This is a genomic window from Serinicoccus sp. JS2-9 (assembly GCF_059025165.1).
The window spans coordinates 1,633,249-1,657,180 of the sequence record NZ_CM180091.1; the positions used below are offsets into that span (position 1 = coordinate 1,633,249).

Annotated in this window: 18 protein-coding genes; 12 read left to right on the forward strand and 6 right to left on the reverse strand. The window is 73.0% G+C overall.

Going from position 1 to position 23,932, the window contains the following annotated elements; genetic code table 11:
* Window positions 1–87: 87 nt before the first annotated feature.
* A complete protein-coding gene (locus AC5PYY_RS08115; protein ID WP_493899258.1) occupies window positions 88–309 on the forward strand; it encodes an Rv1322 family protein in 222 nt (73 codons plus the stop codon).
* Here AC5PYY_RS08115 and AC5PYY_RS08120 read toward each other — a convergent pair.
* Together AC5PYY_RS08120 and mce are read right to left on the reverse strand one after the other, a co-directional pair.
* Complete coding sequence (locus AC5PYY_RS08120) at window positions 306–1,697, reverse strand: AI-2E family transporter (protein ID WP_493899259.1); 1,392 nt, start codon at window positions 1,695–1,697, stop codon at window positions 306–308. The two genes, AC5PYY_RS08115 and AC5PYY_RS08120, sit on opposite strands and share 4 nt — an antisense overlap.
* Window positions 1,694–2,164, reverse strand: coding sequence for a methylmalonyl-CoA epimerase (gene mce, locus AC5PYY_RS08125; RefSeq protein WP_493899260.1), 471 nt, complete (start codon window positions 2,162–2,164; stop codon window positions 1,694–1,696). Before mce ends, AC5PYY_RS08120 begins: the two co-directional genes overlap by 4 nt.
* Window positions 2,165–2,237: 73 nt before the next feature.
* Here mce and AC5PYY_RS08130 point away from each other — a divergent pair, with 73 nt between their 5' ends.
* From AC5PYY_RS08130 to AC5PYY_RS08150, 5 genes are all read left to right on the forward strand, one after another.
* The gene (locus tag AC5PYY_RS08130; RefSeq protein WP_493899261.1) at window positions 2,238–3,767 is read left to right on the forward strand and encodes an amidohydrolase; all 1,530 of its coding nucleotides are present in this window, start codon (window positions 2,238–2,240) and stop codon (window positions 3,765–3,767) included.
* Between the two features lie 117 nt (window positions 3,768–3,884).
* On the forward strand, window positions 3,885–5,099 hold the full coding sequence (locus AC5PYY_RS08135) for an acetyl-CoA C-acetyltransferase (protein ID WP_493899262.1): 1,215 nt from the start codon (window positions 3,885–3,887) through the stop codon (window positions 5,097–5,099).
* Between the two features lies 1 nt (window position 5,100).
* Complete coding sequence (locus AC5PYY_RS08140) at window positions 5,101–6,735, forward strand: hypothetical protein (RefSeq protein ID WP_493899263.1); 1,635 nt, start codon at window positions 5,101–5,103, stop codon at window positions 6,733–6,735.
* Window positions 6,732–7,283 (forward strand): GNAT family N-acetyltransferase, encoded by a 552-nt coding sequence (locus tag AC5PYY_RS08145; protein ID WP_493899264.1) that lies wholly within the window; start codon window positions 6,732–6,734, stop codon window positions 7,281–7,283. The genes AC5PYY_RS08140 and AC5PYY_RS08145 overlap by 4 nt, the downstream gene beginning before the upstream one ends.
* Window positions 7,280–8,089 (forward strand): hypothetical protein, encoded by an 810-nt coding sequence (locus AC5PYY_RS08150; RefSeq protein WP_493899265.1) that lies wholly within the window; start codon window positions 7,280–7,282, stop codon window positions 8,087–8,089. Before AC5PYY_RS08145 ends, AC5PYY_RS08150 begins: the two co-directional genes overlap by 4 nt.
* Here AC5PYY_RS08150 and AC5PYY_RS08155 read toward each other — a convergent pair.
* The 3 genes from AC5PYY_RS08155 to AC5PYY_RS08165 all read right to left on the reverse strand — a co-directional run bounded on the left by AC5PYY_RS08155 (window position 8,007) and on the right by AC5PYY_RS08165 (window position 13,018).
* Window positions 8,007–9,491, reverse strand: a complete 1,485-nt coding sequence (locus tag AC5PYY_RS08155; protein ID WP_493899266.1) for a dynamin family protein — start codon at window positions 9,489–9,491, stop codon at window positions 8,007–8,009. The two genes, AC5PYY_RS08150 and AC5PYY_RS08155, sit on opposite strands and share 83 nt — an antisense overlap.
* 11 nt (window positions 9,492–9,502) lie before the next feature.
* The gene (locus tag AC5PYY_RS08160; protein ID WP_493899267.1) at window positions 9,503–11,362 is read right to left on the reverse strand and encodes a dynamin family protein; all 1,860 of its coding nucleotides are present in this window, start codon (window positions 11,360–11,362) and stop codon (window positions 9,503–9,505) included.
* Between the two features lie 159 nt (window positions 11,363–11,521).
* Complete coding sequence (locus AC5PYY_RS08165) at window positions 11,522–13,018, reverse strand: IniB N-terminal domain-containing protein (RefSeq protein WP_493899268.1); 1,497 nt, start codon at window positions 13,016–13,018, stop codon at window positions 11,522–11,524.
* A gap of 263 nt (window positions 13,019–13,281) precedes the next feature.
* On the opposite strand from AC5PYY_RS08165, the gene AC5PYY_RS08170 reads away from it, so the two are divergent.
* The 6 genes from AC5PYY_RS08170 to AC5PYY_RS08195 all read left to right on the forward strand — a co-directional run bounded on the left by AC5PYY_RS08170 (window position 13,282) and on the right by AC5PYY_RS08195 (window position 22,022).
* Window positions 13,282–15,366 carry an Hsp70 family protein gene (locus AC5PYY_RS08170; RefSeq protein WP_493899269.1) on the forward strand — a complete coding sequence of 695 codons (2,085 nt, stop codon included), beginning with the start codon at window positions 13,282–13,284 and terminating at the stop codon, window positions 15,364–15,366.
* Between the two features lie 95 nt (window positions 15,367–15,461).
* Window positions 15,462–17,987, forward strand: a complete 2,526-nt coding sequence (locus tag AC5PYY_RS08175; RefSeq protein ID WP_493899270.1) for a helix-turn-helix transcriptional regulator — start codon at window positions 15,462–15,464, stop codon at window positions 17,985–17,987.
* A 56-nt stretch (window positions 17,988–18,043) separates the two neighbouring features.
* Complete coding sequence (gene pip / locus AC5PYY_RS08180) at window positions 18,044–19,021, forward strand: prolyl aminopeptidase (RefSeq protein WP_493899271.1); 978 nt, start codon at window positions 18,044–18,046, stop codon at window positions 19,019–19,021.
* A gap of 8 nt (window positions 19,022–19,029) precedes the next feature.
* Window positions 19,030–19,809: a DUF1353 domain-containing protein gene (locus AC5PYY_RS08185; protein WP_493899272.1), complete on the forward strand. Its 780-nt coding sequence runs from the start codon at window positions 19,030–19,032 to the stop codon at window positions 19,807–19,809.
* A 37-nt stretch (window positions 19,810–19,846) separates the two neighbouring features.
* Window positions 19,847–20,962 carry a hypothetical protein gene (locus AC5PYY_RS08190; RefSeq protein WP_493899273.1) on the forward strand — a complete coding sequence of 372 codons (1,116 nt, stop codon included), beginning with the start codon at window positions 19,847–19,849 and terminating at the stop codon, window positions 20,960–20,962.
* 34 nt (window positions 20,963–20,996) lie between these two features.
* Window positions 20,997–22,022, forward strand: coding sequence for a tetratricopeptide repeat protein (locus tag AC5PYY_RS08195; protein WP_493899274.1), 1,026 nt, complete (start codon window positions 20,997–20,999; stop codon window positions 22,020–22,022).
* A 198-nt stretch (window positions 22,023–22,220) separates the two neighbouring features.
* Here AC5PYY_RS08195 and pgm read toward each other — a convergent pair whose 3' ends face one another.
* The gene (gene pgm / locus AC5PYY_RS08200; protein WP_493899275.1) at window positions 22,221–23,921 is read right to left on the reverse strand and encodes a phosphoglucomutase (alpha-D-glucose-1,6-bisphosphate-dependent); all 1,701 of its coding nucleotides are present in this window, start codon (window positions 23,919–23,921) and stop codon (window positions 22,221–22,223) included.
* Window positions 23,922–23,932 lie beyond the last annotated feature (11 nt).

The window sequence follows — 23,932 nt, forward strand, 5'->3', positions numbered from 1 at the left end:
TCCAACGGGCCGCGGCGCGGGGGCCGCCCGCGGCAACGGCGGCCCGCCCCTGGGGGCGCCCCCCCGCCCGGCCGGTCTCTCCCGACGGTGACCTACGCCGGTCAGACCTGGACGGTGCGGCCGGTGCGGCCCAACGACAGCGGCCGCGTCTACCGCTGCCCCGGGTGCCAGCAGGAGGTGCGCGCCGACGTCGCCCACACCGTCGCCTGGCCGAGCGAGGGGATGCAGCGGTCCGAGAACCGGCGGCACTGGCATACCGTCTGCTGGTCCGCGCGCGAGCGGCGCCGCCCCGGCGGATCCTTCGCCTAGAGCCGCTCTTGGCGCGGGACGAGGACCTCTTCGTAGATGAGCAGCAGCCCCGCCGCGACGGGGATCGCGATGAGCGCCCCGAGCATGCCGAGCAACGTGCCGCCGGCCAGCACGGCGATCACCGTCACCGCGCCGGGGACCGACACGGTGCGCTTCATGATCCGCGGCACGATCCAGTAGTTCTCGACCTGCTGGTAGACGACGTAGTAGATGAGGACGACCAGCGCCAGCGTCGGGGAGGCGCTGACCGCGGCGCCGAGCGCGACGATGATCGCGCCCAGCGTGGCACCGATGAGGGGGATGAGCCCGAGCAGGCCGACCGTCACCGCGAGGATCGCGGCATAGGGGATCCCCAGGATCTGCATCATCAGCCAGGAGCAGACCGCGTTGATCGTCGCGACCGTGGCCTGGCCCAGGGCATACCCCCCGACCCGGCGCATGATCTCCTCGGCCAGCCGCACCACGCCCGGTCGCCGGCTGCTGGGCACCAGCCGGTAGGCGGCGTCCTTGACCGCCGGGAGCGTCGCGAGCAGGTAGAGCGTGAGGATCGCCGACGTCAGCATGCCCACGAGGCTCCCGGCGACCCATCCTGCAGCCCCGAGCACGCCGCCGAAGAGCGCGGTCCAGGTGTCGCGCCGGGTCAGCAGGCGGTCCATCTCCGTGCTCGCGCGGTCGCTGACGGCGTAGCGCTGGTCCAGCTCGACCAGCCACGGGGAGGACGCCAGCTCCTCCACCACAGCGGGCGCGCGCTCGAGCAGCATGACCGCCTGCGCCACGACTCCGGGCAGCAACGTCACCGCGCTGACGGCCACCACGGTGACGAAGCCCATGAAGACCACGAAGACGCTGCTGGGCCGGCTCATGCCGCGCCGGCTGAGCGCCTCCACGAGGGGGTTGAGCGCGAGGGTCAGGAAGACGGCGACGAGCAGGTAGGTGAGCACCGAGGACAGGCGCGTGAGGTTCTGGATGAGGAGCCAGGCCAGCAGCACGCCCAGCGCGCCGGTGAAGCCGATGTAGAACGGGGAGGCCAGCCAGACGGGGCGCTGGCGCTCGCCGGTCGCGGGCGTGGGGGCGGGCGCGATCGTGCGGACGTCGGCCTCGGTGCGGTGGATCTGCTCCCACAGCTCGGACTGCAGCCGGTTGCTCTCGTCGAGGAGCTCGCGCTGGCGCACCCGGAAGTCCTGCCAGCGCCGGACGGCGCGCGCCCCGGCCCGGGGCACGGCGGCGGGGTTGATCGCCCGCGCGGCTCGGCGCAGCCGCGGCGCGGCACCGCTCGTGCGGTCGTCACCGCCGCCAGAGGAACCGCCGGACACGGCGCCGGCGCCGTCGCCCGAGCCGCCGGCCCGCTCTGCGGTCACGCGGCTCGGGACCTCCTGCTGCGTCGTCACCCGGCGGGCTCCACGAGCTCGACGAGCACGCCGCCGGCGTCCTTGGGGTGGATGAAGTTGATCCGTGACCCGGCCGTGCCGCGGCGCGGCTCGTCGTAGAGCAGCCGCAGCCCACGCTCACGCAGGGCCGCGCTCGCCGCTTCGACGTCGCTCACCCGGTAGGCGAGCTGCTGCAGCCCGGGGCCGCTGCGCTCGAGGAACCGGGCGATCGTGGACTCCGGCCCGGTGGGGGCCAGCAGCTGCAGCATCGTGGGGGCCTCCCCACCACCACCGGTGTCGGGCGGGCCGACCGCGATCATCGCCTCCCGGACCCCCTGCTCGGCGTTGGTCTCCTCGTGGGCCAGACGGTGGCCGAGCACGTCGCAGTGGAAGGCGATCGCCGCGTCGAGGTCGGGCACGGCGATGCCCACGTGGTCGACCGCCAGGAGGAAGGGCGCGAGCGCACGGTCAGGGGTCGTGCTGGTCATGTCTCCACCGTAGGCCCCGGGACCGACCAGCCCCGCGCACCGGCGGCGGTATGTCGCACTAGCATCCGTCCTCATGAGTGACCTCCTGCTGCGCGACGTGCGCGTCGTGGCGATCGATGCCGCCGACGGCGACCCGCGCGACGCCGAGCCGGTGGACGTCCTCGTCCGCGACGGCGTCATCGCCGCGCTCGGTCCCGACCTGCGACCCGAGGGCGAGGCGGTGCCGGAGGTCGCCGGCGAGGGGCGGCACGTCATACCTGGGCTGTGGGACACGCACGTGCACATGGTCCAGTGGGGTCTGGGGCAGACCCGGCTGGACACCTCCGGGACCGCCGGCCCGGCCGAGGTCCTCACGCGGGTCGCGGACCGCCTGGCCTGGGGCTTCGACAGCCCGACGGGGGTGCTCATCGGCTGGGGCCACCGGATCGGCCGGTGGACCGAGCAGCCCACGGTCGCCGCCCTGGACCACGTCACCGGGGACGTCCCGGTGGCGCTCATCAGCGGCGACGGGCACCACGGCTGGCTCAACAGTGCGGCCCTGCGGCTCGTCGGCGGCCCGCCCGTCACGGGGGTGGTGGTCGAGGCCGACTGGTTCCCGCTCTACGACCGGCTGCAGCGACTGCACGGGGCGCGGGAGGAGTCCGAGTATGCCGTGGCGCGCGCCATCCAGGACGCGCACGCCCTCGGGGTGGTCGGGATCGTCGACCTCGAGTTCGGGCGTCCGTGGGAGCAGTGGCGCGAGCGGACGGCCGAGGGCACGCCTCCGCTGCGCGCCCGCACCGGCGTCTACCCCGAGGGGCTGGAGGACGCCATCCGGGCCGGCCTGCGCACCGGCGACCCCATCCGGGCGACCGACGGGCTGGTCACGATGGGTCCGCTCAAGGTGATCACCGACGGTTCGCTCAACACCCGGACCGCCTGGTGCTGCCAGCCCTACGCCGACGGGCACCTGCTCGACCAACCCGCCGGGGCGGCCAACTACCCGGTCGAGGAGCTGGTCGAACTGCTGCGTCGAGCGACGGGCGCCGGCCTGGAGGCGGCGTTGCACGCCATCGGTGACGCCGCCGTCGGTGCCGTGCTCGAGACCTTCGCGCAGACCGGTGCGACGGGCTCGATCGAGCACGCCCAGCTGGTCGAGCCGCGCGACATCCGCCGCTGGGCCGCGCTCCCGCAGCGGGTCGTTGCGAGCGTGCAGCCCGCGCACCTGCTCGACGACCGCGCCGTCACCGAGCAGTGCTGGCCCGACCGGACGGACCGCACCTTCGCGTTGCGCAGCTTCCTCGACGCCGGCGTCGAGCTGACCCTGGGCTCGGATGCTCCCGTCTCGCCGCTGGACCCGTGGCTGGCGATGGCGGCCGCGGTGCACCGCGGCCCAGAGGCCGGGGAGAGCTGGCACCCGGAGCAGGAGATCACCGGCCGGGAGGCGCTCGCGGCCTCGGTGGACGGGCAGCGCGTGCGGGTCGGCGACCGCGGCGACCTGGTGCTGGTCGACCACGACCCGCTCGGGCCGGAGGGCCTGGAGGGCGCCGAGCAGGCGCGCCGGTTCCGCCACAGCTTCGTCAGCGCCACGGTGCTGGACGGAGCGCTGGTCCACGGCGGGTGAGGGCGGCCGCACCCCGAGCGGGTCGAGGTCGCCTCGTTGCCGTGGGGGCAGGCTGTGCGGGCCGATACAGTGGCGGCAGTGGCCCTACCCACCACCGTCGTTGGAGGAACGCACCGCATGTCTGAGACCACCTCTGTCCTCGTCGCCGGCGCCCGCACCCCCATGGGGCGGTTACTCGGCTCGCTCTCCGGCCGGTCCGGCGCCCAGCTCGGCGGCGCAGCCATCGCCGGTGCCTTGGAGAAGGCCGGCGTGCGGGGCGACCAGGTCGACTACGTCATCATGGGGCAGGTCCTCACCGCCGGCGCCGGTCAGATCCCCGCCCGCCAGGCCGCCGTCGAGGGCGGCATCCCCATGGACGTCCCGGCGTTGACCATCAACAAGGTCTGCCTGTCCGGCATCGACGCGATCGCGCTCGCCGACCAGCTCATCCGGGCCGGCGAGGTCGAGGTCGTCGTCGCGGGAGGACAGGAGTCCATGAGCCAGGCGCCGCACCTGCTGGAGAAGTCACGCAGCGGATACAAGTACGGCGACGTCACGGTCCGCGACCACATGGCCTACGACGGCCTCTGGGACGCCTTCACCGACCAGGCCATGGGCAACCTGACCGAGGGCGCCAACCACGCCGACAGCGGCGCCGGCGCGCAGTTCAGCCGCGAGGAGCAGGACGCCTTCGCCGCCCGCAGCCACCAGCGCGCGGCGGCCGCCTGGGAGGCCGGTCACTTCGACGACGAGGTCGTCCCGGTGCAGATCCCCCAGCGCAAGGGCGACCCTGTCACGGTCTCGACCGACGAGGGCATCCGCGCCGACACCACCGTGGAGTCCCTGGCCCGGCTGCGCCCGGCGTTCTCCCCGGACGGCACGATCACCGCCGGCTCGGCCTCGCAGATCTCCGACGGTGCCTGCGCGGTGGTCGTCATGAGCCGGCAGAAGGCCGAGGAGCTCGGGCTGCGCTGGATCGCCGAGATCGGCGCCCACGGCATCGTCGCCGGTCCGGACTCCACGCTCCAGAGCCAGCCCGCGCGAGCCATCGCGGCGGCCTGCGCCAAGGAGGGCATCGAGCCCTCCGATCTCGACCTCGTCGAGATCAACGAGGCGTTCGCGGCCGTGGGCCTGGCCTCGACCCAGGAGCTCGGGCTGGATCCCGAGATCGTCAACGTCAACGGCGGAGCGATCGCGATGGGCCATCCCATCGGGATGTCCGGCGCGCGCATCCTGCTGCATCTCGCCCTCGAGCTGGGGCGCCGCGGGGGTGGGGTCGGTGCCGCCGCCCTGTGCGGTGGCGGTGGGCAGGGCGACGCGCTGATCGTGCGGGTGCCGGCGGCCGACGAGTGAGGTGACGATGGAGGTCTTGGTCGCCGTCGATCCCGGACGGTATGCCGTCAAGGCGGCGGCGTCGGTCGCGCCGCGGGTCGGCAACGGCCCGGGGTCGCCTCCGGTCACGACCTGGACGCCGACCCTCGCCTGGCTGGGCCCCGGCGGTGAGGTCGCCGTCGGCCATGCCGCGTCGGAGGCCGCGGTGCAGGCACCCGAGGGCCTCGTCGAGGGGTGGCTCGACCGGATCTTCTCCCTCCGCCCGCTCGGCGGCGAGGACACGTCCGGGCCACGGGCCGCGGACGTCCTCGTCGCGCTCGTGGACGACGTGCTGCGGCGCACCGCCCAGGAGCTCGGCCAGGAACCGGACGACGTCCGCCAGGTCCGTCTGGCGCTGGTGGAAGAACACGGGTGGTCCCCTCCCCAGCTCGCCGCGGTGCAGCGGGCCCTGGAACGGGCAGGTCGCGCGGTCTTCCCCGAGGCGGAGCTCGAGGTGGTCCCGTTGTCCGCCGCGGAGGCCCTGCTCGGGCTCCCCGAGGTGCCGGAAGGGGCGCCGGTGCTCGTCCTCGACGTCGGGGCCACCGCGACGACCGCGTTGCTGCTCGACCCCGACGGGCCCGAGCTCGTCCGGCGCGCACCGGGGATGGGAGGCGAGCGGCTAGAGCGGATCCGCCGCGAGAGCTCGGGTGTGGTCGAGGACGACCGGACCGAGCCGCATACCTCCGACGCCGAGCTCGCCCAGCTGCTCGGGGGCGAGGTGCGGGCCATGGTGGCCACCGCGCTGCCGATCCTCGACGAGGCCGCGCAGCGCGGTGCGCGCGTCGAGCGTGTGCTCGTGGTGGGCGGAGCGGCGAGCCTCGGCCTGGTGGCGCGAGTGGCCGAGCGTGACCTGGGGCTGCCGGTGCAGAAGGTGGACGACCCCGCCCACGCGGCCGCACGCGGCGCACTGCGTCTCCTGGGGCTCGACGAGTGGTGGGGCACCTCCGCTGCCGCTCCGGCAGGCGCCGTGGCTGCGCAGCGGTCCCGCTGGCCCCTGGCCGTGGCCGCGGCCGCGCTGCTCGTGGTGGGGGGCAGCCTGGCCGTTCTGGCCTGGCCCGACCCGCAGGTCCCAGAGGGGGCCCTGCCTGCGGTGAGCAGCGCGTCGCCCTCCACCGCGGCGGTGAGCGAGCCCCCGTCGCCGTCCTCGGCGGGCGACGACGCCGCGAGCACGACCCGGCCGCCGACGACCGAATCGGCGGAGGAGTCGGAGGAGGACCCGGAGCCCATACCCGACGTCGACGCCGACGAGGTCGCACCGCAGGAGCCGGCGGTGCCCATGCCCACGGCCGAACCCACCGTGCCGGTCGTGCCGCTGCCGCCGGTCGAGCCGGCGCCGCCGCCCTCGCCCTCGGAGCCGGCTTCTCCGACCCCGCAGCCGCCGGAGACGAGCGATCCGGTGCCGACCGAGCCGCTCCCCACCGAGCCGCCCCCGACCGAGCCGCTTCCGACCGAGCCGCTTCCGACGGAACCGCTTCCCACGGAGCCGCCTCCGACCGAGCCGCTCCCCACCGATCCGCTCCCCACCGGGCCACCGCTCCCGACGGTGCCCGAGCCCCCGCTGCCCCCGGTTCCCGTCCCGACACCACCGGCCGCGCCGACCCCGACAGGAGCTCCATGAGCGCGTCAGACCAGCCCATCGTCGAGCTGCGTGAGCCTCGGCCCGGCGACGTCGACGGGTTCACCGCCCTCCATGCCCGCGTCTGGCAGGAGACCTATCGCGGCCTGATGGCGGACGCCCTCGTCGACGACCTCTGCGCGGAGGACTTCCGCCCGGTCTGGGAGTCGATCACCGATGTCTACGCCCGCGACGCCGTACCGACGGACGGCCGCGGCTTCCTCGTGGCGGTCGCGGGCGACACCCCGGTCGCTTTCTGCATGCACGGACCGGCGCGGGACGACGACGCGCCGACCGCGCACCAGCTCTGGTCGCTCAACGTCGCGCCCGAGCACCAGGGCAGCGGTGTGGCCCGGCGCCTCCTGGGCCGGGCCCTCGGGGACGGCGAAGCCTACCTCTGGGTGGCGCAGGGCAACGGGCGCGCGATCCGCTTCTACGAGCGGGAGGGGTTCGTACTGGACGGCGTGGTCAACCATGACCGCGCCGACGGCATGGTGGAGGTGCGTATGGTGCGACAGGCACGTGGTGACGACGACGCGAGGGGACGATGACGACCACAGGGGATGGCCGAGGCCCATCGGACGAGGGTGAGCCGGCGACGGAGAGGGCGAACGGGCCCGACGCCGACGCCGCCGCAACGGGTGACCGGGACAGGGACCTCGAGGACGGGGATCCTCAGGAAGCGGAGCGCCGCGAGCCGGGGGAGGGCAGTCGCGGGGAGCAGCCCGCGGAGCCTGGGGGCTTCGCGCCGTCGGCGCGCTACGAGGCGGGTCGCCCCACCCGGCCACCCGTGCTCCCGGCGCGGGTGGCGCCGAAGCTTCGCCCGCCGGATCCGCCGGATCCGCTCATCTGGTCGGCCACCGCGTGGCGGGTGGTCGCGCTCAGCCTGGGCCTGGCCGTGGGGCTGGTCTTCCTCGACGTCATGAACCGCAAGACCGTGGTGCGCCAGATGCTCGAGGAGCGCGCCCCCGACCTCCGGACCGAGGACATCGACCGGGCGACGAACATGCTCTTCTTCGGCAGCCTGGCGGTCTGGGGCGCGCTCGCGATCCTCGTGCTCTTCGTGGCACGCGGGATGAAGCGCCCGGTCCTGCGTCCTCGATTCCTGGGTGTGTTGCTGCTCGTGGTGATCCTGGGAGTGCTGGCGTTCACCGCCTTCCCGCTCACCGGTTCCGGCGGCCTGGGGCTCGCCGCCCGTGCGTCGCTCGGTGTCGCGGCGCTGGCCACCCTCGTGGCGGGGCTCCTCGGGCTCGCGCCGGGGACCTGGCGGTGGGTCAGGGAGCACCGAGGTGAGTCAGCACCCCGTCGACCGACCGCAGCGCCACCTGGGCCACCGCCACCGCCTCCCGATCGCTGAGGGGGTCCGAGGCGACCGTCCGCCACTTCCCCAACGCCTCGAGAGCGGCCTGCCGCTTCTCCTCGACCCCGGCGCCGGGCGGTGTGCCCAACCGCTCGCCAGGACCGGTGCCCTCGGCCCCGAGCAGGCGGGCCGCTGCGGCCCGCTCCTGCTCCTCCAGACCGGAGGCCGCTCCCAACCGGAGGCGCGCGAGCCATTCCAGCTCGACCACGGCGTGGTCGCCCGCGTGGAGATCGTCGGCCCGTCTCGCCACCTCGTCCGCCCCGTCGACGGGGTGGTCCAGGAGCACCTGCTCGAGCGCCGCCAGCGCCGAGCGTGCCTTGAGCACGTCGGCCCGCTGGGCGAGCTGGGTGGTGAGTGCCGTCGTCAGGGGTCCGAGCCCGCTGCGGCGGGTGAGCTCCTTCGAGAGCGCGGTCGCGTCGGGCACCGGACCGCGCAGCAGAGCGGTGGCGAGCCGGATGCCGAACGGCCCGATGCGTGCGAGCAGCTCGGCGCGACGTTGCGGCGTGGCGACCTCGAGAGGGTATGCCGTGGAGCTGGCGAAACGGTCGGCTGAGACGAGCAGGCTCTCCCGGTCCTGCGGCGGCAGGTGGGCGATCTCCCGGAGGGCGTCGTAGTCGACCTGCCGGAGGGTGCGGGCTCCCTCGGCGAGCAGTCCCGCGACGGGGAAGACGTCGAGGGCCATCGCGCGCACCCGAGGGTCGTGCGCGTAGCGCGCCGCCACGTCGGCGGAGGAGACCATCGCGTCGATGCGCCCGCCCCCGATCTCGTCGGCACGGGAGAGCACGGCCAGCGTTCCCACCGCGCTGGCGTCTCCGACCGTGGCCTCGCGAAAGGCCTCGAGCAGCTCCGCGTCCGAGGTGTGCAGATGGCGCATGAGATAGATCACGGCGTCGACGTCGGAGCCGCGCGTGCCCGGGGTCAGCGCCTCCGTCGTCCGGTCGCTGACCTCGGTCGACAGCGAGGCCAGGCCCGGGGTGTCGATGACCGTCATCCGCTCCAGCGCGGGGCTCGGCCAGGTCACCTCGAGGCGGAGCACGTCGGCGGCGTCGCGAGCACCGGTGTCCAGCTGCAGTCGGCCGTCGACGCGTCGCACCGGCCGCCGCTCGACTTCACCGTCGCGGCCCACGACTCGCACGTCCGGCACCTCGCCGTGCTGATACCACGTGACCACGCGGGTGCACTCGCCGGTGTCCGTCGGGGCGAGCTGCTCGCCGACGATGGCGTTGAGCAAGGTGGACTTGCCGGCCTTGATGCGTCCGGCGAGGGCGACCCGCAACGGCTCGTCCACCCGGGTCCGCACCCGCTCCACGGCGGCCAGCGCCTGCGGGTGGTCGGCGTAGACCCGCACCGCCTCGTCGAGGACGGCCCGCAGCGAGGCCGGCTCGTCGGTGGTCGGCATGCCGTCGTCGTTCATGAGGCGGTCGCTCGTGCGGAGGGCTGGGGTCGCAGTGGCCCGCCCAGGGCGGTCGCCTCCTGCCGCAGGGCAGCCACCAACGTGCGGTCCGAGCTGATCGCCGACAGTCGCGCGGCCTTCTCACGCTCGTCGGCCTTCGCGGCGCTCTGCGCGTTCGCCACGGACTCGCTGATGCCGCGTGAGAGCTCGTCCGCCACCTGCGCGAAGTGGTCGCGCACCGATCGCTGGGTATGCCGCATCCGGTCCCGGAGCACCTTCGAGCTCTGGAAGACGACCTCGTCCAGCTGCTTGCGCACCAGCGTCCTGGCCTCGGCCTGCCGGCGTGCCAGCCGGCTCTGCGCGTCCTCCCGGAAGGCGCGCCCGCCGAGCAGGATGCCGGCGCCGATCGAGATGGGATTGACGAGGGTCAGCCCGGCCAGGCTCGTGAGGATGCCGAACATGAGGACCCCGCCGTAGGACCCCTTCATGCCGACGATCACCTTGCCGCCCAGCGTCGCCTCGTTGAGGTCGAGGTTGCCGATCGGACGGAAGCGGTCACCCAACGTGCTGGTGTCCGAGAGCCGGAGGTCCGGCATCGCCTCGGCGCTGGCCTGCTCGAAGTGCTCGGCGACCTGCCGGATGAGCCACTGCGCGTTCTCCTCCGCCCAGGTGAACGTCTCAGCCAGTGCCTGGGCGGTCGCCTCCTCCAGCCACGCGACGAAGTCCGGCCAGGCGTGGCCGGGATCGCCCTCGGAGATGACGCGCTCGGCCTCTGTCTGGACGACCCGGATGCGATCGCGCAGGTCGTGGTCGACGTCGGCGTTAAGGTCCTGGACCCCGTCGCCGAGGGTCTGCTGCCACTTGGCGCTGCGCTTCTTGAGCAGCTCCGCCCGCGAGCGGGCCTCGGACAGCTCTGCCATGACCGAGGGCAGGACGTCGGGGCTGGTCAGCACGCGATGTTCGGAGTCGAGGCTCGCGCTCAAGGTGTCCAGGGCCCCCGTGACGTCGTGCCGCACCGACCGCTGCGCCAGGAGCTCGCGTCGGGACACCACGGAGGTGCGCAGGAAGGTGGTGAGGCTGGAGAAGCCGGACTCGGCGTTGAGCTCCTGGTCCTTGGTCCGCGCCGCGATCTGGCGCAGCTGCGATGAGACGGCGAGCTGGGGGAGTGCCAGCCCGGCGTCCTGCAGCCGCTGGGCGTTGAGGTCCTTGACCCGCCGCCACTGACCGTGCAGATCGGTCTTGGTCAGCACCAGCGCGACGTGCGGACAGGTCGCGAGAGCGTGCCGGATCAGCTCGACCTCGGGGCTGGTCAGCTCCTGCGAGGCATCGGTCACCACGAGGATGGCGTGGGCCGAGGGCATGACGCTGCGGGTGGCCGCGGCGTGGGCGGAGTTCGCCCCGCCGACGCCAGGGGTGTCGATGAGGGTGAGACCGTCCCGCAGCAGCTGGCGCGGCAGGCCGACGACCCCGCCGACGAGCCGTCGGCCGGCGTCGTCCTGGATGACCCGGTCGGCGCCCGGCACGGACACGTGGGAGGCGAGGCTGGCGACGTCGATCTCCTCGCGCCGTGGCTCGTCCTCCGTGATGGACCCAGCCTCGACCCACTGGAGCGACGCCTCCGGAGCGTCGGCATAACGGACCGTGAGGGGGACGCTGGTGGCGATGTCGTCATGCACCGGGCACACCGGGGCTCCGACGAGCGCGTTGACGAGCATGCTCTTGCCCTGCTTGAACTCGCCCACGACCAGCACGCGCACGTCGGTGGCACGCCACCGCTCGGCCGTGGCGTCGAGCCGCGACACGAGGTCGCTGCGCCCGCGCCGGCGGCACAGCTCCGCGCACCGCGCGATCAGGTCGCTGGGGTCTTTCTGGTCCACGCCCTACCTCCCTCGGTCGACCCCGCGCCGCCCTAGGCGCAGACCCGGCACGAGTCTGGCACAGGGGGCGGACACGGGGAAGCGGCCCCGACGTCCAGTGAACGTCGGAGCCGCCTCCTGCTTCGTGCGACCACCCGTCGCCGGGTGGAGCGGTCCGGATCAGGCGCCGGCCGGGTCCTCGACCGTGAGGTTGCCCGGGCCGCTCTCCTCGACCGGGTTGAAGGAGTCGTCCACCTCGACGTCGATGGACTCGTCGTTGGTGAAGGAGTCCTCGATCCCCACGTCGATGGACTCGTCGTTGGTGAAGGAGTCCTCGATCTCCACGTCGATGGACTCGTCGTTGGTGAACGAGTCCTCGATCTCCACGTCGAGGGAGTTGTCGACCGAGTTGTCGTTCAGCGAGTCGTTGACCGAGTTGTCGACCGAGCTGTTGTCGCTGTTGTCGGAGTTGTCCGAGTTGTCGCTGTTGTCGCTGTTGTCGGAGTTGTCCGAGTTGTCATTGAACGAGTCCTCGAAGTCGACGTCGATGTCGGTGTTGACCGAGTTGTCCGAGTTGTCCGAGTTGTCCGAGTTGTCCGAGTTGTCCGAGTTGTCGCTGTTGTCGGAGTTGTCGGAGTTGTCGTTGAACGACCCGTTGAGGGAGTCGTTCACCGAGTTGTCGACCGAGTTGTCCGAGTTGTCCGAGTTGTCGCTGTTGTCGGAGTTGTCGGAGTTGTCGCTGTTGTCCGAGTTGTCGTTGAACGACCCGTTGATCGAGTTGTCGGAGTTGTCCGAGTTGTCACTGTTGTCGGAGTTGTCCGAGTTGTCGTTGAACGATCCGCTGATCGAGTTGTCGGTGTCGTTGTCCTGGTTGTAGGAGTCGACGACCGTGGTGGTGGTCGAGTTGTCCGTGGAGTTGTCGACCATCATGTCGTCGCCGGCCGCGTAGGCGCCGTCGCCGGAGGCCACCACGGAGTCGTTGTCGAACCACTGCGTCACGTCACCCTCGGCCCAGATGTTCTGGTTCGTCGAGGAGTCGACCACGGTGTCGCGGTCGTCGATGTTGGTCGTGTAGCTGTAGTTGTTGACGATCTCGGTGATCTGCTTCACCACGTTGGAGGACTCGTCGTGCACGTCCACGTTGGCCTTGCTCGAGGCCTCGGCCGTCGCGGCAGCGTTGCCGCCACCACCACCGCCGTGACCGCCGTGGTCCTTGCCGCCACCGTGGCCACCCTTGCCGCCGTGGCCGCCACCATGACCGCCGTGGCCGCCACCATGACCGCCGTGGCCGCCTCCATGACCGCCGTGGCCGCCACCGTGGCCGCCGCCACCGTTGCCGCCCTCGGCCTCGGCGCCCGCGGAGGAGCCGGCCTCGGCGTAGGCGGTGTCGCCGTCGTCCAGGCTGGCGCCACCGACCATGGTCGCGTTGTTGTTGTCGCCGTACGACACCCAGTTGCCCCCGGTGCTGTATTCGCGGGACAGGTCGCCACCGGTGAAGCTGACGGACGAGAAGTCCAGCAGCAGCGGCATGATGGCGTCGAGCTCCTCGACCGTCACGTCGGCCAGGCCAGCCTCGGCCAGAGCGGCCTCCGGGTCGGCCTCGAAGGCCGCAGCGGCCTCCTCGTCGCGCAGCAGGTTGAGGATGAAGTCGAGCAGCGAAGTTGCGTCTGTCAGCATGGAAATGCCTTCCCCTTGTTGTTTGCGTGAATGATCGGCGTTGATCACCGCTGCCGACACTAGGCCCGGTGCCACACCCCCGGCGTCGGGGACGATCCCCCTGGCGTGAATCAGGGTGAGGGGGATCGCCGACGGCTTCGCTAGGGGGCGGAGGGGATGCCTGAGCAGCCGCCGTGGCGCCGCTGGCATCGTGCTCTTCGCCCTGTTGCTGCCCGGACGACGGTGCTAGCCTGAGCGCGAGGCTCGCAACGAAGGGGTAATCGATGGGGAGCTACGTCATTGTTGACCTGGGGACGGCCCACATCAGCGTGTGCGCCGTGGATGCCGCCAGCCAGGTGCTGGTGCGCCGCGTGCACCCCGCGGCGCTGTGGGTCGATCCGGAGGGTGCGATCCGGCGTTCGGTCGAGGCAGAGCGCGCGACGGTCGAGGAACCCGAGCATGCGCTGATCGGGTGGCCCGAGCGCGTCGGCGTGGGCGTCCCGTTCCACGTCCGGGGGCGGGCGGTCGACGGCGCGGACGTGCTTCGCGCAGCGCTGTCCGAGGTGCTGCTCGAGGTCCGGGGTGAGCTCGGCGCTCCGATCGACGCGCTCGGGGTGCTCGCCCCGGACGACTGGTCGAGCGGGCGCCGACGGCGAGCCGAGGAGGCGGTCGAGCGGGCGCTGTTTGAGGAGCTCGCAGGTGCGCCGGTCCACGCCGTGACGCGCACGGAGGCGCTGCGCGCGGCCCTCGACCCGGACGCCGGCGCCGAGGGCGGGACGACCCTCGTGCTGGACGTCGGGGCGGGGTCGGTGCGCGCGCAGCTGCTGCTCCACGGCCCCACCCCCGAGACCTCGCCGCGCACCGTGCTCGAGCCTGGTCTCGGCGGCGACCGGCTCGATGACCGCGTGGTGCGCCACGTCCTGGATCAGGTGCCCCCCGCGCTGCGTCCCGACGCCGGCTCGACCGGAGCGCGCGGCCAGCTGACGCAGCTGCGTGCCGCGTGCCGCAGCGGGCGGGTGGACCTTTCGTCGGAGACCGAGACGGCGATCCCCGTCCACGTGTCCGACGCGTCGAGCGACCTGCGACTCGTGCGCCCGGAGCTCGAGGCGTTGCTGGACGACGACCTGCATCGGATCCTGGACGTCGGTCAACGGGCGGTCGACTCCGGTGGTGGCACCCTCACCCGGGTCGTGCTCGTCGGAGGCTGCGCCAGCACCCCCCGGCTAGCTCAGCTCGCCTCTGCTCGGTGGTCGTGCCCGGTCGACCGACCGCCGGAGCCGGGGTGCTTCGCCCTCGCCGGAGGTCTCACCGTGCTCGCCGCCGTGCTCGGCGACACGCAGGACGACACCACCGATCTCGGCCTCGCGACGGGTTCCGCAGGGGTCGCGGACCGGGCGGAGGCCGGCGGGGTGGCTGACCCGGAGACCTCGGACGTGGGTGACGGGTGGCCCTCTTGGCTCCCCGATGCGCCCGACGAGACATCGGGTGCCAGAAGTCGGGGCACCCGGCGTGTGCTGGTCGGTGCGGCCCTGGCGCTCGTGCTCGCGGGTGGGACGGGGGTGGCGCTGTCTCTCCTGTCCGACGGCCCCACCAGCGCTGCGCTCTCGGTGGCCACCGAGACCGTGACCATCGGCCCGGACGGCGAGGAGCCCGTCGTGCTGCCCGGCCCCTGGGCTCCGGGGGTCACGCCCCCGACGGCCGAGCAGCTCGAGGAGGCGGTCGGGGAGGACGACGTGCAGGCGGCGCTCCGGGTGCCCCGTGAGGCGGACGAGGTCGCGGGCGGGCGCTCCGGGTCGTCGGCCGAGGAGTCCCGTGAGGGCGGCGCCGACGCAGGTGGTGCCCGTGAAGGCGGCGCCGACGCAGGTGGTGCCCGTGAGGGCGGCGCCGACGCAGGTGGTGCCCGTGAGGGCACGTCCTCCTCGAACCGCTCGACAGGGTCAGGAACGCCCGCCGAGCGCGCAGGTCAGCCCTCGGCACCGGGCGGTTCGTCGGGGTCGTCCCCGGCCGGCTCGTCGGGGTCGTCCCCGACCAGCCCTGCCGGTGGCGGCCAGGCGACCACCCCGGCTGGTGGCTCCGAGCCGGACCCGACCGAGCCGGGCACCTCGTCGCCGGCCACGGGAGCGACGACGCCGCAGCCGGAGCCCACGACCCCCGCTCCGACGGAGCCCGAACCAGAACCGGAACCGGATCCGGAGCCCGAGCCCGAGCCCGAGCCCGAGCCAGAGCCAGAGCCAGAGCCCACCACCCCCGACGAGCCGGAGCCGACGACGCCCGGCCCGACCACGCCCGTGGATCCGGGCACGTCAGACCCGGAGCCGACCGGTGGCGACGGCGGCGGCTCGACGTCCGGTCCCGGCATCGAGCCGTGATCGACCTGGTGGATGGCAGGCACGTCGAGGCGCGTACCGAGGGAGCGCCACGGTCGCGCGCCCCGGGCCGGTCCGAGGAGGACCGTCCCCCCCGCGTGCGCGTCGACGTCGTCGATCGACTCGTCGAGCATCTCGACCGGCGGCACGGCCATGCCGTCCTGACCGGTCCCTTGGGATTCGGCCTGGGTTCGGCGATGCACACCTGCGCCGAGGAGTTGGCCGCGCGCGGCCGTCAGGCCCGGGTCGTCCCCCTCCACGTCATGACCGGCGAGCAGCCCACTCCGTGGCCCACCCTGGGCGGCGACGACGTCCTGGTGCTGGACGCGCGGCATACCCGGCAGACCGATGTCGTCGAGGAGGCGCTGCGCCAAGTGGCCGCCAGCGGTTCCCAGCTGCTTCTCGTGGCAGCTCTGCCGGGGACCGCGGACGAAGGGGCCCTGGAGGCGCTCGTCCGGGCTCGGGGCGCGGGCGTCTTCGTGCTGCGACCGTGGAAGCAGCACGAGATCCAGGACTTCCTACGGCTGCGTCACTTCGCGGAGCGTGATGCCGCACAGGTGGCCGCGCGCACCGGAGGGCTGCCCTGGCTGCTGCGACACCTGCGGCCCCGGGCCGAGGACGATCCGCTCGCGGGTGGGCCAGGGTCTCCCTCGTCCGACCGGGTGAGCGCCTTCGTCGTGGGTCTGCTGGACTCGGCCGACCGCTGCGTGGCGGACACGGTCCTGGCGCTCGCGGTCGGCTATCCCGTGGCAGGTCGGCCTCCCCTGCCCGGCGCGGCAGCCGACGACCTCGCGGGCCAGGATGAGCTGCTGCGCTCGGTGGAGGCCTCAGGCCTCCTGGGCGCGGACGGCGGACTACCCCCGCTCGTCCGCGACTGCCTGCTGGAGCATGCGCCCTCGCACTGGATCGAGCGGGCCCGGATCCGCCTGGTTGACGACATCGTCGCGGCAGGCGAGGACCTCGCCGCCTGGGCACCTGATCTGGTGCGTCAAGGGGTGACCGACCACCGCGTGGTGGCGGCGCTGCTGACACGCACCCGCGAGCGCCTCGCCTCATCCCAGGAGCCGGAGGCGCTGGCCGCGACGGCGGACCTGCTGCGCGCGGTGCTCGACGCCGGCGTCCACGTGGGCGAGGTGCGGATCGAGCTGTGCCGGGTCGCGTTGCGCCAGGGCGATCTCGACACGGCCACCCGGGAGCTCGACCGTGTGCTGGCAGACGGTGGCGCGGCCCCGCAGGACCTGCTGGCGGTGGGCCTCGAGGTGGCTCAGGCGATGGACCTGCCCCACCTGGCCGATACGGTGGTCCGCCGGGTGTACGAGCAGGACCCCTGCGCCGCGGTCGACCACCCGGGGGTGTCCCTGAGCAGGTATGCCGTCGGCGACCGCGCGGGTGCCGAGGCTGCCATCGCGTCCGCTCACGAGCAGGGGGACGGGGCGACGTCCGCCGCGACGATGCTCGTCCGAGGGGTGGCCACCACGATCACGGGCCCGCCCGCCGCGGCGCTGCCGCAGCTGATGCAGGCGGCCGCCGCCTGGGTCCCCTCCGGGGTCGTCACCGACCACCCCAGCGCTTTCGTGGCCCTCTGGGGTCTGCACGCCGGTGATCTGCGGCTCGTCGACTCCACCGTGCGGTCGGCGACCCAGGACGTGTCGATGCCACCCGTCCTGCGCAGCCGGCTCGTCGTGCTCGGTGCCTGGTCAGCGATGGCAGCAGGCCGCCTCGACGAGGCGGACGTGCTGATCGACGGGCTCACGCAGGTCGCGCCCCGGGACCGCCTCTGGCTCTGCGCCCTCCGCGCCGGTCTGGCTCGCCGCCGCGACGACTACGCCGCGCTGCGGGCCGAGTGGGACGAGGCACGCGAAGTGGTGCTGAGCCATCCCGTGAGCCTGTGGCAGCTGCTGCCGCTGGGAGAGCTGGGCCTGGCGGCGGCCCGCCTCCGCGACTTCGACGTCATCCGCCCGCTCTGGGACCGGGCATCCGAGCTGCTCGTCGAGCTCGGTGAACCGGCGCTGTGGTCCTCGCCGTTCCACTGGTATGCCGTGCAGGTGGCGCTGCAGCAGGACGACCCCGGTGCGGTGGCCCCGCATGCGGCGGCCCTCGTGCGGGCGGCGCGGGACTGGCCGCTCGCAGTCGTCCTCTCCTCCGCCGGACGATCGTGGGTGCGTGTCCGGGCTCGCGACGTGGACCCGGACGAGGTCGAGCGCAGCGCCCGCGCCCTCGGGCGGGTGGGCCTGCCGTGGGAGGGAGCGCGCCTCGCCTCGCACGGAGCTGGCGCGGCCTCCGTGCGCCGGGACCGCGACCGGCTCAACGAGTGCGCCCGGGAGGTGCTGCCCCGGGTCGTCCCCGCACCGCCGGGGACGACCGCGCGAGGTGCGGACGCGACACCCCGGGGGGCGGAGGCGGCCGCGGCCGCGAGCCTGCAGCTGACCGATCGCGAGTGGCAGGTGGCCGAGCTGGTCGTGGCGGGCCGGACCTACAAGCAGATCGGCGAGGTGCTCTATCTCTCGCCCAAGACGGTGGAGCACCACGTCGCGCGAATGCGACGGCGCAGCGGTGTCGCCAGCCGGGCCGAGCTCCTGGAGTTGCTGCTGGCGATGGTGGGCCATCCCGACGGCACGGTGTGAGCGCCGGCCGCCCGACCTGGTGCGGCGTGTCAGCCTGACCGGCTACGGTCCAGGGTGTGACGCAGCGACGGACCTTCTATCCCGAGATCGAGCCCCACGACACCCAGCTGTTGCCGGTCGGTGACGGCCACGAGATCTACGTCGAGCAGTCCGGAAACCCTGACGGCAAGCCCGTCGTCTTCCTGCACGGAGGCCCGGGGAGCGGGACCAGCCCTCGACAGCGCCGGGTGTTCGACCCCGAGCGCTACCGCATCATCCTGGTCGACCAGCGGATGGCCGGCCGCTCGACCCCGCATGCATCGACGACGGTGGACCCGACGGTCTGGGCGACCAACACCACCCACCACCTCGTCGAGGACCTGGAGCGGGTGCGGGAGCACCTGGGCGTCGAGCGGTGGCAGGTCTTCGGCGGGTCGTGGGGCTCCTGCCTGGCCCTGGCGTATGCCCAGGCGCACCCGGACCGCGTGACGGAGCTGGTGCTCCGCGGCATCTTCACCCTGCGACCCGCCGAGCTCTCCTGGATGTATGAGCGTGGTCACCTGGAGCACGTCTACCCAGATCACTGGGCGGACTTCGTGGCTCCGGTCCCGGCCGATCGGCGCCACGAGATGCAGCTCGCCTACCACGAGCTCCTCTTCGACCCGGAGCCCACGGTCCACCTCCCTGCCGGGCAGGCGTGGAGCGGCTGGGAGTCGAGGGTGATCACGGTCCTACCCGACGAGGAGGGTTTCCAGAAGGCGGTCGAGCCACGCCAGGCCCTCGCCTTCGCGCGGATCGAGAACCACTACTTCGTGCACGGCGGCTTCATGCGGGAGGGGGCGCTGCTGGACCAGGCGCCCCTCCTCTCCGGCATCCCGACCGTCATCGTGCAGGGGCGCCTGGACATGTGCACCCCCGCCCGCACGGCCTTCGACCTCGCCGCCAGGCTGCCGGAGGCGGAGTTCGTGCTCGTCCCCGACGCGGGGCACGCCTTCTCCGAGCCCGGCACGCTGGATGCCCTGGTCCGGGCCACGGACCGCTTTGCCACCGACTAGGAGCCGACATGGGCGAGTTCTTCGATGCCCGCGACGGCGGGCCGCTCCGGCTGGAGCTGCGGAGCGTGGACGGGCGCGACTTCACGCTGCTGCGCCGGCTGGGTTACGCCACGGAGGAGTACCCCGAGCCCTTCGTGGTCCCCCGCGATCTGGAGGACTTCGCGACCGATTTCGCCTCGGTGCCGCACGTCTTCACCTGGCTGGTGCCGCGCAGCGGTGAGTTCCTCCCCGCGGCGGTGCTCCACGACGCGCTCGTCCGGCCGGGCCGCTACACGGGCCCGGAGGTGACGCGGACCGAGGCCGACCGGATCTTCCGCCGGGCGATGATCGGGCTGGGCACCGGTCGGGTGCGGGCGTGGCTGATGTGGTCCGCCGTGACGCTGGGCACGATGTGGGTCGGTCGCTCGCTCCTGCGCCGGGCCGAGCTCGTCGGACTGCTCGGGCTGGTGACGGTGTTGGGGACCGCGGCCACGCTGGACTTCCTCGACGTCGTCAGCCTGCTGCCCTGGATGGGCGAGCGGCCGTGGCCGACCGAGCTGGCGTTCGGTGCCGCCTTCGCCGTCATCGTGCCCTCGGTGCTGGCGCTCGCCTGGGGACGGCTCTGGCCGGCGGGCGTGATCGTCGGCGTCGCCCTCGCGCTGCTGCTCCACGTCACGGCCGCGCTCTTGGTCGTCTACGGCCTCTACCTCGGACTGGAACGGCTGGTCAGCGGGCCCGCCGACGCCGACGGCGTGCGCACCCTGGACCGGGTCCCGGTGGCGGAGCGGCCGAACCTGGAAGAACGCTGATTTCGTGGGTGGCGCGGAGGATGTTTACCATTTCGTTATGAAGTTCTCCCGAATGACCGTCGCGGCCACCCTGAGTTCCGCCCTCGTCGTCGGACTCGGCGCCTGCTCGGGCGACGAGGCCGACGACGACGGCGCCACGAACGCCAGCAGCACCGATGACGGCACCGACGCTGCGGAGACCTCCGCTGCCCGCGACGCCGCGCAGACCTCCGGCGGTGACGACGCCAGCCAGACCACGGTCGCGATGACGACCGAGGCCGAGTCTGCGGCCCTCCCGCTCGAGGAGGCCGAGGAGGTGGCCGGCACGGTCCTCACCGCCCGGGTGGAGGCTGACCAGGGCGACGGCGACGAGATCGCTCAGGCCCAAGAGTCCTCGATGGCGGGCACCGTGCTCGAGGCGCACCAGGCCGCCGACCGGCTGGAAGACGTCGTTGGAGAGCCGGCCGAGGTCGATCTGGAGGAGAACCCGGTCGAGCCGAACGTGCTCGCCATCAGCCGCGACGACGACGAGACCCCGGTCTACCTGCTCGTCCAGACCGTGCCCGACGACGAGGTGCCATGGCTGCACCTCATGGAGAGCGAGAGCGGCGACGCCGAGGACTTCCGGATCACCTGGGAGGCGCGCATGCTGCCCGGCACGAGCGTCCCGGCCTTCGACGCGCGCTCGACCGGCAGCACCGTCGTGCGCTCCGGGCAGGCCGACCTGACGATGGAGCCGCGCGAGCTGCTGAAGTCGGTCGCGGCCTACACGGCATACCCTCAGCCGGACGAGGTTCCGGACTACCGCACGCACGGCTACGCCCCGTCGGTGCGCGATGCCGCGGAGGAGCAGGCCGATGCGGTCTCCGGTCAGGCGACGCTGCAGGAGAAGAACTGGTTGGTCTCGGACGACGTCACGACCCTGCTCTTCGAGGACGGCAGCGGCTTCGTCATGGGATCCCTGCTGCGCGACACCCAGTTCACCGTCAACTCCGGCAGCGAGCTCACCCCGCCCGACGCGTTCCGGGTCTTCGAGGACGTCGACGTGCTCACCTCCGAGGCGACGATGCGCACGTCGGTCTTCATCGGGATGCGCGCCCCGGCCGAGGACGTCGACTTCAAGCCGGAGATGCTGGCCGCCCACGAGCAGCTGATCGACGCCTGGGGCGAGTGAGCCGCCAGGGCGAGACACGGCATACCCTGGGAGCATGACCCAGCAGCCCTTCAGCTCTGCCGCGCTGCGCGGCGCCGTCGACCTCTCCGGGCTCTCCTCGCGCAGCGGGTCCTCGCCCGCGGGGCGACCGGCCGCATCGGCGCCCGGAGGCGGCCCCGGCGATGCGGGGACGAACGGCGGGGTGCCGGGGCGGAGCGGCGCCCTGATCGAGGTGACCGACGAGACCTTTGAGTCCGTCGTCAATGCCAGCCTCACCACCCCGGTGGTGCTCGTGCTGTGGACACCGCAGCTGCCAGAGTCGCTCCAGCACCTGCGCGAGCTCGCCGACGCGGCCCGCTCGCTGGAGGGACGCTTCCAGGTGGCCGGGGTCGACATCGCCGCCAGCCCCGGGATCCTGCAGGCCCTCACCCCGGTCCTCCAGCAGGTCTTCGGCCAGGTGTCCTCCCTGCCGGTCGTCATGGGCCTGCTCCAGGGGCAGCCGATGCCCTTCTACCTCGGTGTGCAGCCGATGGAGCAGGTCGACCAGCTGCTGGAGAAGTTCCTCGAGGCCGCAGTCGCCAACGCCGTGACGGGCCGTGTCGAGCTCGACGATCAGCCCTCCGAGGCGCCGGCGGACGGCGACGAGGCAGCCGACGAGGAGGCCGAGCTGCCCCCGCTGCACCAGGAGGCCTACGACGCGATCGACCGGGGTGACTGGCCTGCTGCCGTGGCGGCCTACGAGCAGGCGCTCGCGCAGGACGACTCGGACGAGCTGGCCCGGCTCGGCCTCGGCCAGGTGCGGCTCCTGGAGCGCACGAGCGGGATGGATCTCACCGCGGTCCGCCAGGCCGCCGCCGACCGGCCCACCGACGTGCAGGCCCAGATCGACGCGGCGGACGTGGACCTCGTCGGCGGTCACGTCGAGGACGGCTTCCTGCGGCTCATCGACCTCGTGCGCCGGACGGCCGGCGACGACCGCGACCGCGCCCGCACCCACCTGCTGGGCCTCTTCGAGGTCATCGGGTCGCAGGACCCGCGGGTCACCAAGGCCCGCCAGGCGCTCATGAGCGCCCTCTACTGACCCACGCTCTCCTCGGACTGGCCGCGCGGTATGCCGTGACTGGCCGCGCGAAATGTCGTGACCGGCCGCGCGATATGCCGTGACTGGACGCGCGGTATGCCGCGTGACACCGCATACTGCGCGGCCAGTCGGCGCATCTCGCGCGGCCAGTCACGACATACCGCGCGGCCAGTCAGGGTTGAGGGGGCTCGGGGAGTCTCAGCCGCCGAGGGCGGCGTCCACGAGCTGCTGGGCCTCGGCCTGCACCCGGGCGAGATGGTCCGGGCCGAGGAAGCTCTCGGCATAGATCTTGTAGACGTCCTCGGTGCCGGAAGGGCGGGCCGCGAACCAGGCGTTGTCCGTGCACACCTTGAGCCCGCCGATCGCAGCACCGTTGCCCGGTGCCTCCGTCAGGACCGCGGTGATGGACTCCCCGGCGAGCTCGGTCGCGGTGACGTCGTCGGCCGACAGCTGCTTGAGCCGCGCCTTCTGCTCCCGCCCCGCCGGGGCGTCGATCCGCGCGTAGGCCGGCTGCTGGCCGGCCGAGAGCTCCTCGACGAGCGCGGCATACCGCTGCGACGGGCTCGCGCCGGTGCGCGCGATGATCTCTGCGGCGAGCAGCGCGAGGATGATGCCGTCCTTGTCGGTGGACCACACCGAGCCGTCGCGGCAGAGGAAGCTGGCGCCAGCGGACTCCTCGCCCCCGAAGGCGATCGAGCCGTCCATGAGGCCGGGGACGAACCACTTGAAACCGACCGGGACCTCGACGAGCTCGCGTCCGCGGGCCCGCGCGACACGGTCGATCATCGAGGAGCTGACCAGCGTCTTCCCGATCGCCGTGCCCTCCGGCCACTCCGGACGGCCGTCGCCGTAGAGGTAGTCGATGGCGACCGCGAGGTAGTGGTTGGGGTTGAGCAGGCCGCCGTCGGGGGTGACGATGCCGTGCCGGTCGGCGTCGGCGTCGTTGCCGGTGGCGACGTCGTATGCTGCGCGCTCGCCGGCACCATCGCCCGCGCTGTCGCTGTCGCTACCCATGATGTCGATGAGCGAGGCCATCGCGTCGGGGGAGGAGCAGTCCATCCGGATCTTGCCGTCCCAGTCCAGGGTCATGAAGGACCAGGCCGGGTCGACGTCAGGGTTGACGACGGTGAGGTCGAGGCCGTGCTCGTCCGCGATCGCCTGCCAGTACTTCACCGACGCGCCGCCGAGCGGGTCGGCGCCGATGCGCACCCCGGCCTCCCGGATGGCGTCCAGGTCGATGACGCGCGGCAGGTCGCGGACGTACGCGCCCATGAAGTCGTAGGGGGTCGCAGCGTCGAGTGCCTCCTCGAAGGGCACCCGGCGGACCCCGTCCAGGCCGCCCCGGAGGAGGTCGTTGGCCCGGTCGGCGATCCAGCCCGTGGCATCGGTGTCGGCCGGCCCGCCGTGCGGCGGGTTGTACTTGAACCCACCGTCGCGCGGAGGGTTGTGCGAGGGCGTGATGACGATGCCGTCGGCCTCTGCCTCGACGCCCTCCTGCTCCCGGTTGTGCGCGATGATGGCGCGGGACACCGCCGGGGTCGGGGTGAACTCCTCCTCGCCGTGCTCGCTCCGCACGTCGACGCCGTTGGCGACGAGCACCTCGAGCGCGGTGCGCCAGGCCGGCACCGACAGCGCGTGGGTGTCCTTGCCGAGGAACAGCGGCCCGGTCGTGCCCTGGGCGGCGCGGTACTCGCAGATGGCCTGCGTGGTGGCGAGGATGTGGTGCTCGTTGAAGGCCGCGTCCAGCGAGCTGCCCCGGTGACCCGAGGTCCCGAAGGCCACCTGCTGGTCGATGTCCTCGGGGTCCGGGACGATGTCGGTATACGCCGCGACCAGGGCCCCGACGTCGATGAGGTCCTCTTCGCTCGCCTTCTGACCTGCTCGTGCGTGTCGTGCCATGGCTCTCCCTC

What these genes read in the sequence shown, in the direction of transcription:
- mce (WP_493899260.1), bottom strand. Translation starts at nt 2,164, where the DNA reads ATGACCAGCACGACCCCTGACCGTGCGCTCGCGCCCTTCCTCCTGGCG.
- AC5PYY_RS08130 (WP_493899261.1), top strand. Translation starts at nt 2,238, where the DNA reads ATGAGTGACCTCCTGCTGCGCGACGTGCGCGTCGTGGCGATCGATGCC.
- AC5PYY_RS08135 (WP_493899262.1), top strand. Translation starts at nt 3,885, where the DNA reads ATGTCTGAGACCACCTCTGTCCTCGTCGCCGGCGCCCGCACCCCCATG.
- AC5PYY_RS08145 (WP_493899264.1), top strand. Translation starts at nt 6,732, where the DNA reads ATGAGCGCGTCAGACCAGCCCATCGTCGAGCTGCGTGAGCCTCGGCCC.
- AC5PYY_RS08150 (WP_493899265.1), top strand. Translation starts at nt 7,280, where the DNA reads ATGACGACCACAGGGGATGGCCGAGGCCCATCGGACGAGGGTGAGCCG.
- AC5PYY_RS08155 (WP_493899266.1), bottom strand. Translation starts at nt 9,491, where the DNA reads ATGCCGACCACCGACGAGCCGGCCTCGCTGCGGGCCGTCCTCGACGAG.
- AC5PYY_RS08165 (WP_493899268.1), bottom strand. Translation starts at nt 13,018, where the DNA reads ATGCTGACAGACGCAACTTCGCTGCTCGACTTCATCCTCAACCTGCTG.
- AC5PYY_RS08170 (WP_493899269.1), top strand. Translation starts at nt 13,282, where the DNA reads ATGGGGAGCTACGTCATTGTTGACCTGGGGACGGCCCACATCAGCGTG.
- AC5PYY_RS08185 (WP_493899272.1), top strand. Translation starts at nt 19,030, where the DNA reads ATGGGCGAGTTCTTCGATGCCCGCGACGGCGGGCCGCTCCGGCTGGAG.
- AC5PYY_RS08190 (WP_493899273.1), top strand. Translation starts at nt 19,847, where the DNA reads ATGAAGTTCTCCCGAATGACCGTCGCGGCCACCCTGAGTTCCGCCCTC.
- AC5PYY_RS08195 (WP_493899274.1), top strand. Translation starts at nt 20,997, where the DNA reads ATGACCCAGCAGCCCTTCAGCTCTGCCGCGCTGCGCGGCGCCGTCGAC.
- pgm (WP_493899275.1), bottom strand. Translation starts at nt 23,921, where the DNA reads ATGGCACGACACGCACGAGCAGGTCAGAAGGCGAGCGAAGAGGACCTC.